Annotated in this window: 8 protein-coding genes; 1 reads left to right on the forward strand and 7 read right to left on the reverse strand. The window is 60.5% G+C overall.

Translation table 11 applies throughout. The features are described from left to right. Positions 1–31: 31 nt before the first annotated feature. The 6 genes from CP97_RS05665 to CP97_RS05690 form a co-directional block, all read right to left on the reverse strand. Positions 32–8,230: a GH36-type glycosyl hydrolase domain-containing protein gene (locus tag CP97_RS05665; RefSeq protein WP_227819688.1), complete on the reverse strand. Its 8,199-nt coding sequence runs from the start codon at positions 8,228–8,230 to the stop codon at positions 32–34. Then, complete coding sequence (locus tag CP97_RS05670) at positions 8,230–9,303, reverse strand: universal stress protein (protein WP_063612371.1); 1,074 nt, start codon at positions 9,301–9,303, stop codon at positions 8,230–8,232. Before CP97_RS05670 ends, CP97_RS05665 begins: the two co-directional genes overlap by 1 nt. A gap of 318 nt (positions 9,304–9,621) precedes the next feature. After that, positions 9,622–9,843 carry a YHS domain-containing protein gene (locus CP97_RS16740; protein ID WP_082863732.1) on the reverse strand — a complete coding sequence of 74 codons (222 nt, stop codon included), beginning with the start codon at positions 9,841–9,843 and terminating at the stop codon, positions 9,622–9,624. Further along, a complete protein-coding gene (locus CP97_RS05680; RefSeq protein WP_048885145.1) occupies positions 9,810–10,925 on the reverse strand; it encodes an NAD(P)/FAD-dependent oxidoreductase in 1,116 nt (371 codons plus the stop codon). The genes CP97_RS16740 and CP97_RS05680 overlap by 34 nt, the downstream gene beginning before the upstream one ends. Before the next feature lie 53 nt (positions 10,926–10,978). Next, positions 10,979–11,632 (reverse strand): methyltransferase family protein, encoded by a 654-nt coding sequence (locus CP97_RS05685; RefSeq protein WP_048885146.1) that lies wholly within the window; start codon positions 11,630–11,632, stop codon positions 10,979–10,981. Between the two features lie 2 nt (positions 11,633–11,634). Continuing rightward, positions 11,635–11,985: a DUF2933 domain-containing protein gene (locus CP97_RS05690; protein WP_063612372.1), complete on the reverse strand. Its 351-nt coding sequence runs from the start codon at positions 11,983–11,985 to the stop codon at positions 11,635–11,637. Between the two features lie 188 nt (positions 11,986–12,173). Here CP97_RS05690 and CP97_RS05695 point away from each other — a divergent pair, with 188 nt between their 5' ends. After that, on the forward strand, positions 12,174–13,445 hold the full coding sequence (locus CP97_RS05695; RefSeq protein WP_227819689.1) for an SAM-dependent methyltransferase: 1,272 nt from the start codon (positions 12,174–12,176) through the stop codon (positions 13,443–13,445). A 189-nt stretch (positions 13,446–13,634) separates the two neighbouring features. Here the strand turns inward: CP97_RS05695 and CP97_RS05700 are convergent, their stop codons facing one another. Further along, positions 13,635–14,378 (reverse strand): Bax inhibitor-1/YccA family protein, encoded by a 744-nt coding sequence (locus CP97_RS05700; RefSeq protein WP_048885149.1) that lies wholly within the window; start codon positions 14,376–14,378, stop codon positions 13,635–13,637. Positions 14,379–14,563: the final 185 nt, after the last annotated feature.

A 14,563-nucleotide genomic window follows, 5' to 3' on the forward strand; every position in this document is an offset into this window, starting at 1 on the left:
AGCATCGCGCTTCGAAGCGAGTGGGCAAGTTTCAGCGCTCGACGATCAGCGCCACAACCTCGACCTGTTCACCGTCCGCTGGAAGCGCGATCGTATTGCCCGGATGGGGGCGACCATTGACAGTGAGATGGACGCTCCCGCACCCAAGGCCCTGCGGATCATCGACCGTGAGATCGATCGTACCGCCATTTGCCCGGATACGTGCCCTGAACCCGCCCCAGGAAGGCGGGATACAAGGACGCACAGTCAGCGTCTCATGGCTTTGCCGCAAGCCCAGGATATTCCTGGTCGCAAGCTGCCAGGCCCATCCTGCAGCTCCGGTATACCCGCTCCACCCCCCTTCTGCGGAGTGAGACGCCCCTGATGAGATATCCCCTGCAACGGAATAGGGCTCCAGACGATAGTGCCAGGCCTTGGCCGCGTCATCCGAGCGTCCGACCGGGTTGATCATATCGAAGATCGCAAAAGCCTTCTCGGGATCACCTTGCTCAGAAAACGCCATCGCCAGCCATGCAGCGGCATGCGAATATTGCCCTCCATTTTCACGCACCCCCGGCGGGTAGGCCTTGATGTAGCCAGGATCGAGAAGCCCCTTATCAAATGCCGGCCAGAGCAACCGGGCAAGGCCGTCCTCTTGTGACACGAGCAGGTCCCATGCAGATTGAAGAGCTTCGCTCACCCGCGCGCCATCCGCCGAAGCGAAAGCCGCCCAGGATTGGGCGATGGAGTCGATTTGGCACTCGTCGTTGGCCGCTGAGCCCACCGGGCGGCCGTCATCGTCGAAAGCGCGCCGGTACCAGGCACCGTCCCAGGCGACCGCTTCTGCACTGCGCCGCATTTCGGCGGCGTGGTTCATCCATTCTTCTGCTTCGGCTTCCCGGCCACTCTTGCGGCACAGGCCCGCGAATCTTTCGGATGTCACAACGATGAACCACGCCAGCCAAACGCTCTCACCCTGGCCGCGCGCACCCAAGCGATCCATTCCGTCATTCCAGTCGCCCGAACCGATCAGCGGAAGCCCGTGTGCTCCGACTCTTGACGCGCGTTCCAATGACCGCTCGCAGTGATCGAAAAGCGAGCTTGTCCATTCGGTCGTTTCGAACTGCCCATATCGGCTATGCTCGTCAGCGGCGAGTTCGTCTGCATCGAGAAACGGCACTTCCTCCTTGAGAATGGCAACATCGCCGGTCGCCTCGACATAGCCAGCGACAACATAGGGGAGCCAGAGCAGATCATCGGAGAACCGCGTGCGCACGCCCCGGTCCGATGGCGGATGCCACCAGTGCAGCACATCGCCCTCGACGAACTGGTGGCGTGCACTCTCCAGAATATGGCTGCGCGCAAGCTCGGGAGCCGTATCCAGCAGCGCCAGCACGTCCTGGAGCTGGTCGCGAAAACCATAGGCGCCGCTAGACTGGTAAAAGCCCGAGCGGGCTAAAAATCGCGATGACAGCGTCTGGTACAAGAGCCAGCGATTGACCATCAGGTCGAAAGCAGGGTCCGGTGTCGAGACTTGGATCGCCCCAAAAACGTCATCCCAGCGCTCTCGGAGCGCTGTGCGCGCCACCTCGACGGCTTGCACCTCACGCCAGTGCCGTGCCAGACTTATTGCTGCTTCCTTGTCGGATCCTTGCCCGAGAACGAAGATTAGCTCTTCCGTTGCGCCGGGCGCAAGATCCAGATGGACCTGGTAGGCCCCGCAGGTATCACCGCCTGTGCATATACGGTCCGACAATCCCCAGCGCCGAAGCGCTTCGGGTTCTGATTGGTCGCCGCGCTTACCGATGAACTCGCTACGGTCGGTGGTAAACCCGTGTGGCGAGCGGCTCGAGGCGAGAAAGGCCACCCGGCCAGAAAAGTCGTCGTTCCAGTGGCTTGTCGCCATAATGACATGGTATTCATCATCATAGTCGCAGACGATGTGCGGCCGTGAAATGCTGGGAAGAGAGCCGAGCAGCCATTCGGCAAAATAGGTCGCGGTAATGCGGCGATGACGGCTTTCGAGATTCTCGACGCGAAGCTGAATGATCTTTACCGGGGCATCAGGGGGAACGAAGATCTTTACCTTTTGGCCAAGACCGGCGGACCGTTTTGTCCAAGTCGAGTACCCCGTTCCATGCCTTATCTCGCATGGCGCCGCCTGACCGGCCGGAGCTGGCGTTATCGTCCAGACTTCGCCGGTTTCCTCATCGCGCAGATAGAGCGATTCAGAGGGGCGGTCGCTGACCGGATCATTCGACCAGGTCGTCAGCCGGTTCTCACCGCTGTTGATCGACCAGGTAAATCCCCCGCCGGCCTCGCTTACAAGAGTCCCAAATTCGCGATTGGCGAGGATGTTGCACCACGGGGAGGGGGTGGATTCGCCCGGCCCCAGATAGATGACATATTCCGCCCAGTCAGGAGAAAACCCGCCCACACCATTGTCGAAGTGCAAGCCAGTTGGACGACTAAGCGGCTCCGTTGGAGAGTGCCGGGCTGCTCTTGCGGCGCTAAAGAGTGGCAGCTGACGTGGCTGCCGCGGCGCGTCGGCCAACTGGGTGGTGAGGCTTCCCTTCGCGTCATCGAGGATAAGCAGTGCGGTGCTCTCCAGAAGGCGCACCTGATCCGCGCCGATCTGATCGGCAAATACGACGTGCACGCCGGCCTTGTGGCCGAGCAGCTCGGACATGTCTGCGCGCTGCAGTGAGGCTCGCAACTGTTCGAGCACCGGTTCGACATAGCTGGAACCTGCGACCTGAAGGATCACCAGGTCCACCTGCAACCCCTGCCGCCGCCACCACCGATGGGCGGCAAGCAACCGGTCGAGAAGCGCGCTCGGCTCGCCGGCAGAGCGCAGCAGGAGAATGGGGTGGTCGCCCGACAGACCCATACCCCATAGCCCCGACTGTCCGAGCCTATTCGACGCCGCAGCTGATCGCTGTGGCGTATCAGAGCCGACCGGGTAGACGAGCTTTGAGGTGACCTGCTGTAAGCCAGGCAGATCACCTGGATTGATGCCAAAATCTGCAATAATGCGGGCATTGTCGCTGGCTGTATCATGCATTGCCCACTCGACGGCATCGAGGGTCGCGTGGCGTTCTGCCAGCTCGACTGCGGTGTCCCGGACTGCTGCGGCGATGGTTAGAAAACAGATTTCCCTCGTCTCAAAAGGCTCAAGGACAATCTCGCGCTGGAGCGCCATTATAGGATCCAGAGTCCAGCCCTGCGTATCGGAAAGCGGAGATTTCGCCCCGGGCGGAGAGCGAAGACTTCCGTTTCTCCCGACAAACTTTCTGCGATCCGTTTCGAACCCGGCGCCGCGAATTGGACCATCTTCATCGATCGCTGCATGAAGCAATACGGGCGGTGTCTCATGCGCGCCGCGCGCGCGACGTTGGAACAGGAGACCACCCAACGCAGGAATGTGTTCGCTGCTCACAAACAGCTTGCTGAAGGCAGGGTGGCGTTCATCTTCCAGGGGATCGCCGAGCACGACTTCTGCATAGCTGGTTACCCGCAGGGTTCGCGTGCGCGGCATTTCGTTGATGAGACGCAACCGCCGAACCTCGATATCGCTGCCCGCCAGCACGCCAATCTCGAGGCGCGAGGCAACGCCATGATCTCGTCTGTGATACTCCGCCATATGCGCGTGGCAGGTGACCCGATATTCCTGCGGTTCCAAGGCGGTTGGTTGCAGTGTTGCCGACCACAGCTCTCCGTCTTCCTCATCGGCAATGTAAATCCACGACCCATCGGCATCGCGCGTGGCGTCGGAAGCAAAGCGTGTCAGCGCCCGGTGATGCCAACGCAGCGTGCCGCTGCCCGAATCCGAGTTCCAGGCGGAGAGTGGGCCGTTCCCCAGAAGAAGCATTTGCGGCACAGATGCGTCGGGTCTCGGCTGCCACGATGCCGGCAAGCGCACCGGCGCGCCCCGGACCGTTGGCGCACTGCGATCGGCAAGGCGTTCGATTTCCGGGGGAATCTCCTTCGGAACACGCTCGCTCAGCAACAGGAGCGTCGAGCGCATGCGCGCATCCTGTGTGAAACGGCGGACCAGGATGTCCGACGATAGCGCGTTGACAATTGCTGATAGCAGCATCCCCTGGTGATGCGCCATATAGGCGTTGACAGCGTTGGATCCGTTTGCCTCGGACCGCTCGCGGGTGAAGTCCAGCGCTTCGATTACGCCATAGCGTCCCTCGGCGCCTTCCTCTGCCAGGCGAATAAGGTTTTGGGTCGCCCGTTTCGGATAGATGGCCAATGCCAGCGCGGCGGCATAGGGCGCGACCACCATGTCTTCGGCAAGTCCGCGCTTGAACCCTAGCTCGGGTACGCCGAACCCCTGATATCTGTAGCGATGTTCCGGATCGCGTGCGGCATATGCCGATTCGGAGATGCCCCATGGGACACGATGTTTGATACCGTATTGCCGCTGCACTTCGACCGCAATGCGCTCGGTCTCACCCAGCAGCGTATCGGCGTCCGGCTTCAGCAGCAGGCGCGGCATCAGATATTCGAACATCGAGCCATTCCACGACACAAGAACAGTGCCGCTACCAACGCGTCTGAGCGGACGACCCAGATGAAACCAATGCTCTGGAGGCACGTCGCCTTGTGCGATCGCAAAGAAACTCGCCAAACGCGCCTCGGAAGCCAGCAGGTCATAGTAATGCGGATCTGGCCGGCCCGAGCTGACGTTGATACCGATACGCAACAAGCGCCGCTGCTTGTCATAGAGCGGGCCGAATGCCATCGCATCGGCATAACCGCGTGCCTTGTCGGCAAGCTCCAGCAATTCCGGCGCGGCCCTGCGCCCATTCTTGATGTCGCGACACATGGAGCGCGCCTGGTACAGCAGCCGGTCGGCGAACAGTTGCAGATCTCCAACATGAGTTGGGACCGCAGACCCGTTTTGTCCGGCACTCGGGCCGAGCGCGGCTTCCAGATCGGGGATCAATGTTTCGCAGAACTTTTCGAGGTCGCCTCCCCAGTGGTCAGGATTGTTCACGATCTCCTCTAGCCGGCCTCTGAGCGCTCCGCTCCAAGACACCAGTGTCGGATTGTCCGAAGCATCAGTAATGTCGTCTATCACGCCGATGACATCACCGAGGCCCGTCCAGCGCTGTTGCTCGATACCCTCGCTGTTGTGCGCCTCCCGCAGCGCTGATGCGTAGCTCACAAACGCCGCCGCGAGGTTGCCACTGTCGACTGTCGAGACATAACGCGGCTCGAGCGGTGCCAATGTGCGCGTGTGGTACCAGTTGTAGAAATGACCGCGATAACGTTCGAGGCGGTCAAGCGTGGCGAAGAGATTGGCTGTCCGGGCGGCGAGTTCTGCCCGACCGATATATCCCAAATCCCATGCCGCCGCCGTCGACAAAAGGAGCATGCCGATATTTGTCGGCGATGTCCGCTTGGCGATTTCCTCGTGCGGCGCGCCCTGGTAGTTATCGGGAGGCAGCCAATTGTCTTCGGGCCCGGCAAATGTCTCAAAGAAAAGCCATGACTTTCGTGCCAGTTTCCGAAGAAACTGGCTCTCATGGGCAGCGAGTGGCTCTATTGTCTCTTCGCGTTGCCGAGCCATTGCTAGCGTGATCTCAGGCGCAACGATCCACAAGACGAGAAGCGGGAGAGCTGCAACAAGGGCAGCGGGTTCAAACCAAGCCAGTGCGAGAACCAGCACCGATGTGATCGCCGGCCCGGCCCACATTTTGCGCCAGACACCGCTTCGTCCCTGATTGGCGCGGAAGTGCGCGGCGGAATGCGCCGCACTTGTCCATTCGAGCAACTTCCTACGGCTAACCAGGACCCGCCAAAGGGTGAGCCCGATCGCATGAGCTGACACAAGGGCGTCGTTGAGGAGGTAGACGAGCGCGAGAAACCAGCGTCCTGCCTGGTCGCGCAGCTGCGGCACGAGGCTTCGGGACGACCCGCGCCGTCGGCCTTGCGCGAGACCAGACAAGATGTCCGTGAACAGCTGGCCGGCCGGCATGAAGAATGCGAGCAGGCTCCAGAACCACGCCTGGCCCGGCAGGACCAACCAACCCGACACCGCCAGCAACACCGTGGTTGGCGCAACAAGGCTGCGCCGCAGATTGTCGACGATCTTCCAGCGCTCGATGCCGCGGATGGGGTTTCGGCTCCGAACCCCGGCGGAGCCTTGCACCTTGCGCGCGAGCCACGGCAAGAGCTGCCAGTCTCCCCGGATCCAGCGGTGGGCGCGGCGCGCATATTCGAGGTAGCTGCCAGGGAAACGCTCAAACAGAACTATGTCGCTCGCCAATCCGGCGCGCCCATGTGCCCCTTCAAACAGATCGTGGCTGAGGATCGTGTTTTCCGGAACCCGTCCAGTCAGGCTCCGGTGGAAGGCGTTGAGATCGTAAATACCTTTGCCGACAAATATTCCGGCACCGAACAGGTCCTGATAGACGTTGGAGACAGCGCGGCTGTAGATATCGATGGATGTGTCGCCGGCGAACAAACGTGCAAAGAGGGTGCGAGAACCGCTTTCGGGAGAAATTTCCACCCTGGGCTGAATGATCGTGTAACCAGCCCGCAGCTGCCCCGTAGCAGGATCGAAATCCGGCTGGTTCAACGGGTGGGCAAGGGTGCCGACGAGCTTCTTTACCACGTCTGTGGGCAATGTCGTATCTGCGTCGAGAGTAACCACAAAGCGCGTGGTCCGTGGCAGTTCGTGCGTGCCGACGTGCCGGTGAAACGCTGAGCCGTCACCCTGGATGAGCATCCGGTTCAGCTGCTCGAGCTTGCCGCGTTTGCGTTCCCAGGCCAGCCAGCAGCCCTGTTCGGGGCTGAACTGCCGTGGCCGCAAGAGCAGGTGAAAGGGTCCATATTTCTTGTCGCCATAGCGCGCATTCAGCGCCTCGATCTCGCTCTCGAGGGCTTGTTCGATCTTCTCGTCTGCGGGTGTTCTCTCGCACGGCGCATCGGCGAGATCGGCCAAGAGGGCAATCTCCAGCGACGGATCGCGATTGGAGAGCCAGTGGTTCTCCAGCTTTTCAACCAACGGCGGTATTTCTTCTATCCCGGCAAGCACCACGGGAACGGCAACCAGAGTCTGGCAATCTGGCGGCAAGCCACTGCGGCAATCGAGCTTGAAGAGGACGCGCGGCGGAAGAGCGCGCGTAATTGCCCAATGCAATAGGGTTATCGCGAGAACCGAAGCCGGGACGAGCGACAGCGATAACCCCGCCAACCATCCCAGCAGATCCGCGCCGATGGCGCGCAAGTAGATTGCCGGCAGCAGAAGGGCTCCCGCCAAAAGCGCGAACAGCAATGTGAAATAGACCAAGCTTGCATGCTCGAGAACCCATCCGCGAAGCTTGACGGTTGTTGGCACGATCGTCTCAATTTGGCCCTCGAGGATGCGCCGCCCTTCGCCCACGAGCCAGTATCCCACATGACCCGTGCGTTCGTGGCTCGCAGAAGTCCGGCTTGCCTCAACCGCGCGCTCGGCAATTTCTGTTTCCGACGTTCGGCTATATTGGGCCAGCTCCTCGACCGCGCGCCGATATCGGTCGCGGCTATCGAAATCCATCCGCGCGTAGAAGCCGGACGGGTCGCCGGACAAGATCTGTTCCACCGAGCTGACGCTGTCGAAGAAATCCTCCCAGGAAATCGCGTCGACGATGCCGAGGTTCGCAATCGCGCGAGCAACACGCTCATTCTCTTCGAGCCCGTGCGTCTCCTGCGCCCAGGGTGTCGTGTGAACCGGCGGCTCGAGATGGTCGCAAAGAAGCATGGACAGCGTTTCGACGAGGATCTCGATACAGGCTATGCGGAGCATGGTGGGGAATGCCCACAGTTCGCCGATCCTCAAGGGAGCCTCTTGCTGATAGGCAATCATAAACTGGCTCAAGGCGGGCGCCGATATCTGCATCCGGCTGAGCTCGAGGCAGCGATGGGCAAGGACGAATATGCGCGGGAGATTTTCTGGCGTCCCCTCGCTGAGCGCTGGCAGTTTGCGGTAGAAACCTGCCGGCAAATCCTGCTTGATCTGTCTGAGTGCGCGGTGAACGATGTAGTCATTGTCCAGCAGCCACTCGGCAGCTTTTCCCGCCTCCGCGTCGGCCTTGCTGCACGCAAGACATGCCGCCCGCAGCCAGTCCAGGATTGCGTCAATGCTACCTCGCACGGGAATGTCGCGGGCAGTGAGACCAGAGATAGTGTCGGTTCGCGCGAACAGCGCGGCTGCATGATCCAGCGCCGAGGAATCGGTGTCTATATCAGCCATCAGCCGGCAGATTCAGCACCTGGGGCGCGGTCCCGAAACATCGGGACGGTTTGCTCATCGTCGGGCGACGCAATGCGCAGATCCGGCCTTACGATGAACACAGGGCAGGCGGAGTTCTTTGCCAGAAAGGCGGTAACACTGCCATAGGGTACACTCCGCAGATTGGTACGACCGTGCGAGGAGACGACGATCAGATCTGCGCCGAGACGCGCTGCGATCACACTCAACCGTTCCTGCGGGCCGGGATCGCTCTCAAGGCAAAGGCGCGCATCGATACCCTGGCGCACCAAACGCGATTTCCATGTTTCCAGATAGCCGCGATCGACTGCTCCGGTTCGCGATGCGCTGTTTCTATCCCAGTGTTCGGCGACAGCTTGCGCCGTGCTGGAGCCTCCCGATGACAATGCGTCCGGATGCTGCGCGATGTGAGCCAATGTGACCTGCGAATTCCGGGCCTTCGCCAACCGTGCCACGATCGGCAAGACACTTTCGGAGTTGGGTGAGCCGTCGAGCGGGACCAGGATTTTTCCATATTCGGGCAAACATTCTCGCCCGTTTCGAGGTGGCAGCAGAAGGACCGACGCCGCTCCACGCTCGAGCACAGCTTGAGCTGTTCGGCCCAGGTCGACGCGGCTTCCCACGCCGCTGTGCTTAGAGAGGACGAGCACCGATCCGTGATGATCTTTGGCCCAATCGTTCAAACGTTCGTGAGCGATTCCCGGAAGGACGACGGCCTTGGCCGCAGATCCCTGCTCCCCGTCGTATCCTGGCAATTCCTCCAGACCTCCGCGGCATTCGGCCAAGCGCAGATTCCACTCAAGCGGATCTGCAGGGAATGCCCCATGGGGAGCGATTTCAAGTATTTGGGCGAAGGCAAGCTCTAGACCAAAGACCTGTGCGATTGCCCGCGCGTGCAAGGCGACCTGACGACGATTTTCGTCCTCACCAAGACATGCAAGCACCTGTGCTTCCTGTCTAAGAGAAGTAGAGGCTTCGCCTTGCGAAGGGACGCGCGGACCCAGGAGCGGTCCGACCGGAGGTTTCAGCGCCATGGCATTGCTGTGCGTCATCATCTTCGTTTCCCACTGGTGACCATACGGCACGCGCCCGAGGATGGATTGTCCGCCCGACCGGTCGCTACGAGTGCGGGAGGCGGGCATGAGCCAAGCATTGCGGCGCAAGGTCTAGAGTACGTGCTCCATCGCCGACCGAGTCAACTCGGCCGATGCCCAGTTGGACGCGCGGAGCGCTGATCGATTACACCTTGTGCCGCGCGCAGCGAGACGCCACCGGGCTGGTCCGCGGAACATTCCAGAGCGCCGCACCCTGCCGCTGAGTGCGCTCGACCGCGCAGGTAAACCCGGCTTTGAATGCGCGCCGTCAAATTTCTCTCAGCGACCTGCATCGACTGAAGGCGGGCCGCCGGGTCGATCCCCAACATAGGCATCGGGGTTTTCCCGGAAGCATTTCGCGCATTCGGCCGAGCAGAAGAAGTAGGACCATCCTGCGAACTCTTCATGAGCTCGGACGATCTCAAGGGGAATGCGGCCGCCGCAAACGGGATCGGTTACCTCCATCCTCAGGTTTTCGTCCCGTGTTCGCACCAGACGCATGTGCAATCCCGATGGTCACAGCTTGGATCGCGCAGGCTGGCGCGAAACCGTTGTCTTGCCAGCGGGAAAAGCGCTGTGTGGGGCGCCGATGGAGAATAGAGCTTGTGAAGCCTGCCGGAGGTGTTGGATTGCATCAGCTTTCTTGTCACCCAGTGGCGCCCTCGGGACCCGATACCGTTGAACAGAAAGCGGTTGACGATACCTGTCTTCATCCTCGGCAAGAGCTGCTGCCGCCACAAGTCTTCATAGTCGCCTTCTTCAAGAATGCTGTGGGCGGCAAGCACGCCCGAGGCGATCGAAAAGCGCAGGCCAAAGCCGGCCATGGCGTCCTGGAATCCGGCCTGTTCGCCGACCACCGGATGGTGTCCCTGAACTGCGCGGCGCGGCAAGCGCAAATTGCCAAATCCGCCGAATGATCGCTTGTTGCGCATGACAATCCCCGTCTTTTGCTGGAAGAATGCCGCTGTGAGATTGACGTAATGCCGCTGTTGCTTGAAGCCCGAAAAGAGGCAACTCGCCATCGTTCCGCGCCCTTCGTGGACAAGCAGATAGGCGTAGCCGCGCGGCGCCAGACGGTCGTCGAACGCGATATAAGCTCCGTTTTCATGGTCGGTATCGAAAATATATCCCGACGCGATAATATCCGCGCGGCGCGGGCCTGCAGCAAGAATTGCCGTGCCAGAGGTCTTGTCGATCCTGCTGTTGAAATGGACTTCAACGCCAAGATCGCTGGCTTGCCGAAGCAATCCCTGCTCGAGACTTTGCGGCCCGCCACCGCGTTCGACAAGGTAAAAAAGCGGTCTGTCCGAGGTCATCGCATGCCGTCCTCCGGCTGCATCGAAGCCAATTCCATCTTGCACTGGATACGCCAGGAAATCAGGGGTGATCCCCCAGGCTTGCAGCTCGGCGAGCACATCTTCGTCGCTGCTCCAGTTCTCAAGACCCTGGAAGTCGCCGTGAAAGCGCGAGCCGGCACGGGCATGCCATTCGTGAACCGCAACCTTCCGTCCAGCCCTGGCAAGCACGATCGCTGCCGATAGACCCGCAGGCCCGGCGCCCACCACCGTGACATCGATATCCATTACGGGCCGCTATGCGAACACATGCAACGGATAATCACGGGCCGTATTCTCCATCATACGCCCCGCTTAACCCCTATGAGCGGTCGGAGCTTGGGAAAGAAGCGCGGCACGCGCGCCGCATATTGGCGATAGCGCTCGCCGAATTCCGCGGCGGCTTCGCGCTCTTCGCGCAGCGCGAGCCGCCAGTACATCAGGAGCAGGATGGGGAACATGACGAGGGTCAGCACTGTCGGCCACTGAACGAGAAAACCAAGCATGATGAGCACGAAACCGACATATTGCGGATGACGGAGGTGCGCGTATGGCCCGCCGGTTGCCAGCGTTTCGTCTCGCTGCGCCCGGTAAAGGATGCGCCAAGCTGCCGAAAGGAGCAAGAAACCGCTACCGATCAGGACGAAGCTGAGCAAATGGAACGGACCGAAATGTGGATTGCCGCGCCAGCCAAACAGCATCTCGAGCAGATGGCCGGAATCGTGCGCCAACCAGTCAACCGCCGGATAGTTGCTCTGAAGCCACCCGGAGAGGAAATAGATGGTCAGTGGGAAGCCGTACATCTCGGTGAACAACGCCACCAGAAAGGCACTGAACGCCCCGAAGGTACGCCAATCGCGCCCGGTGCTCGGCTTGAAAAAGCTGAAAGCGAACAGAATGAAGATCGCCGAGTTGAGGACCACAAGAAACCATAGCCCATAAGCAGAATCGTGCATGGTCAGCGCCCCCCCTTGTCATTAGCTGATGAGCGCCCGTCGGCGGCGCGCGAGGACCTGTTGGTGGCTCCGGTGACGGTAGCCTTGTCATGCGCTCCGTGATCGGCCGAACGCGGGCCATGCGCGCCATGTCCGCCTCCATGACCACCATGCTGCCCATGACCGCCGTGCATGAACAGGTGAATACCGACGCAGAACGCAAGGATCAGGCCGAGCAGATAGTAATCGCCCGGAATGTGCGCGCGGTGCTCGAACAACAGCAGGAAGCCTGCCGCAATAATAAACACGATGAGCGTTACCCCGGCGCGTGTCCCGTAAAATGGGCGGCCGCTACCGTTTTCACCTCGTGCCATCGTCTTTCCTCCGCTTGCTTGCCGCTCAACCACGCCGACGTTCGCTTGATAGACGTAACCGGCGCGGCGATCTTACAGCCTCTTGAGAATCTGTTTCCCGCCCGGCGTGCGCGATCGCCGGAGGTGTAAGCGCGTCGACCTGTCAGCGTCCTTCGGGTGACGAAAACGCCAGAGTTCCGAGGGGCAACATGACACAAACATCCCTGTCACCATCGCCGCTAAGCGGTCTTACTTCGAGGCTTCTGAAGCCCGCCATGTCGGCGATCGTAAGAGCCGGACGGCTGACCATCGTCGATGCCGCAGGCCGCAGGCAGACATTTGAGTCCGATGCACCGGGACCGGCAGTCACAGTCAGGCTCAACAGCGCAATACTGCCGCTGAAGCTCCTCGCGCGTCCTTCACTGGCACTCGGCGAAGCCTATATGGATGGGTCTTTGACGATCGAGGAAGGCAGTGTCGGCGATCTCCTCGCCGTCCTCACTTCCGGCCTCGATGCGCTTGACAAGATGCCCATCGAAAGGCTCCGAGCGCCGCTCGCGCGGATCGCCACTCGCCTGACCGCGAACCGGCGCGCCAGGGCGAGCCGGAATGCTATTCATCATTACGACCTGTCCAACGATTTCTATGCGCTTTTTCTCGACGATGACTGGCAATATTCCTGCGCCTATTTCTGCGATGATTGTAACTCGCTCGAACACGCGCAGGCCGCGAAGCGGTCGCACATCAGCCGCAAACTGATGCTCAAGGATGGAATGCAGGTCCTCGACATTGGCTGTGGCTGGGGCGGCCTCGCACTCCATCTCGCGACTGACGAACGCGCCAGAGTAACGGGTATCAGCCTTTCCGAGGAACAGCTGGAGCTGGCACGCCGACGAGCAGAAGATGCCGGGCTTTCTGGTAATGCGAGTTTTGAAAACCGCGATTATCGCGACCTTGAAGGCGAGTTCGACCGTATCGTTTCTGTCGGCATGTTCGAACATGTCGGGCTCGCAAGCTACTCGACCTTCTTCCGATCGATAGAGAAGCATCTTGCACCTGACGGTGTCGCGCTGGTTCATTCAATCGGCCGCATGGCCCCGCCGGGCGGCATGGATCCCTGGATCAACAAGTACATCTTCCCTGGCGGCTACGTTCCGTCGCTCTCCGAGACGCTGTCGGCTGTCGAACGGACTGGGCTTTGGGTGGCCGACATCGAAATCCTGCGCCTTCACTACGCCGATACGCTGCGGCATTGGAACGATCGGTTTCAGGCGCGCCGCGCTCAAGCGCGCGACCTTTTCGATGAGCGCTTCTGCCGGATGTGGGAATATTATCTTGCCGCCTGCGAAATGATGTTCCGCAGCGGCGATCTGATGGTTTTCCAGTTGCAACTGACGCGCAAACGCGACGCCGTACCGCTTACACGCGACTATCTCTATCGACCGACTGCAAGCACTACACCATCGTCCTTGGCAAACTGAGCGAATGGCGCTTGCTGCTGTGAGACTAAAGCTTGCGCCCCCGCAGATACGCCAGAGCATTCTCCCGCCACCCAAGAGGATTTGCTCCGCGTGCGACAGTGACGGGCTTGCGTCTGCGGCGCAATCAGCGTTTCGGCATCCTGCGCGTGCAAGGAAATGTGTCGGAGCAAGAATACCATTGAAGGCGACTCAGCGCCGCTGGCCCATAAGGCGGAGCAGGAACAGGAAGAGGTTGATAAAATCGAGATAGAGCGTGAGCGCACCCATCACGATGGCCTTGCCGCGAATATCGTTGCGAGCGATTTCGAAATAGACATTTTTGATCTTCTGCGTGTCGTAGGCGGTGAGTGCGGCAAACAACAGCACCCCGACGCCGCTCACGACGAAATCCATCGTTGACGACCGGAGGAACATATTGACGACCATGGCGATGATCAGGCCGAGAAGGCCCATGATCAGAAACGAGCCCCAGGCAGACAGGTCCTTCTTGGTCGTATAACCCCACAGACTGAGACCAGCAAAGGCCGATGCGGCGACGAAGAAAGTGCGGGCGATGCTGACACCGGTATAGGCGAGTACGACGGTTGATAGCGACACGCCCATCAGCGCGGCGAAGCTCCAGAACATCGCCTTGATCGTTCTCTCGGAAAAACGGTTGATGCCGAAGCCCAGGGCAAAGACCAGCGCGAGGGGCGAGAGTATGGCAATCCATCCTGGGCCCGTCGGAGCTCCGGAAGCGAGGAAGAAAAGCTCGCGAATACCGACGGTATTCGCGACCCAAAGAGCGACAATCCCGGTGAGCAGCAAGCCGCTCGCCATGTAGTTGTAGACGCCTAGCATGTAGGATCTCAGTCCAGCGTCAAACGTCTGCGACCGCGCTGTCTGGCGAGACCGCGGTTGCTCTGTCCTCGCCTCCTTTGTCGAACCTGCCATTATGTACACTCCTTTTCTCAACTTGATCGGATAGTTCTCCGATCAGTCATGCGTATATGAAAAATGTGCCACTACAGCTGGCACGCGGCACATCCGGCCCGCAGCTTGCGATGGTTGAGGTGGGGCCATGTGCGCCTCACTATGACCTTTGGGATGGCCGAGCACAGTCGCCGCCGGAACAACGC

Origin of the sequence: Aurantiacibacter atlanticus (assembly GCF_001077815.2) — a bacterium.
GTDB classification, from domain to species: domain Bacteria; phylum Pseudomonadota; class Alphaproteobacteria; order Sphingomonadales; family Sphingomonadaceae; genus Alteraurantiacibacter; species Alteraurantiacibacter atlanticus.

What these genes read in the sequence shown, in the direction of transcription:
- CP97_RS05700 (WP_048885149.1), bottom strand. Translation starts at nt 14,378, where the DNA reads ATGGCAGGTTCGACAAAGGAGGCGAGGACAGAGCAACCGCGGTCTCGC.
- CP97_RS05685 (WP_048885146.1), bottom strand. Translation starts at nt 11,632, where the DNA reads ATGCACGATTCTGCTTATGGGCTATGGTTTCTTGTGGTCCTCAACTCG.
- CP97_RS05680 (WP_048885145.1), bottom strand. Translation starts at nt 10,925, where the DNA reads ATGGATATCGATGTCACGGTGGTGGGCGCCGGGCCTGCGGGTCTATCG.
- CP97_RS05695 (WP_227819689.1), top strand. Translation starts at nt 12,174, where the DNA reads ATGACACAAACATCCCTGTCACCATCGCCGCTAAGCGGTCTTACTTCG.
- CP97_RS05665 (WP_227819688.1), bottom strand. Translation starts at nt 8,230, where the DNA reads ATGGCTGATATAGACACCGATTCCTCGGCGCTGGATCATGCAGCCGCG.
- CP97_RS05670 (WP_063612371.1), bottom strand. Translation starts at nt 9,303, where the DNA reads ATGATGACGCACAGCAATGCCATGGCGCTGAAACCTCCGGTCGGACCG.
- CP97_RS05690 (WP_063612372.1), bottom strand. Translation starts at nt 11,985, where the DNA reads ATGGCACGAGGTGAAAACGGTAGCGGCCGCCCATTTTACGGGACACGC.
- CP97_RS16740 (WP_082863732.1), bottom strand. Translation starts at nt 9,843, where the DNA reads ATGCGTCTGGTGCGAACACGGGACGAAAACCTGAGGATGGAGGTAACC.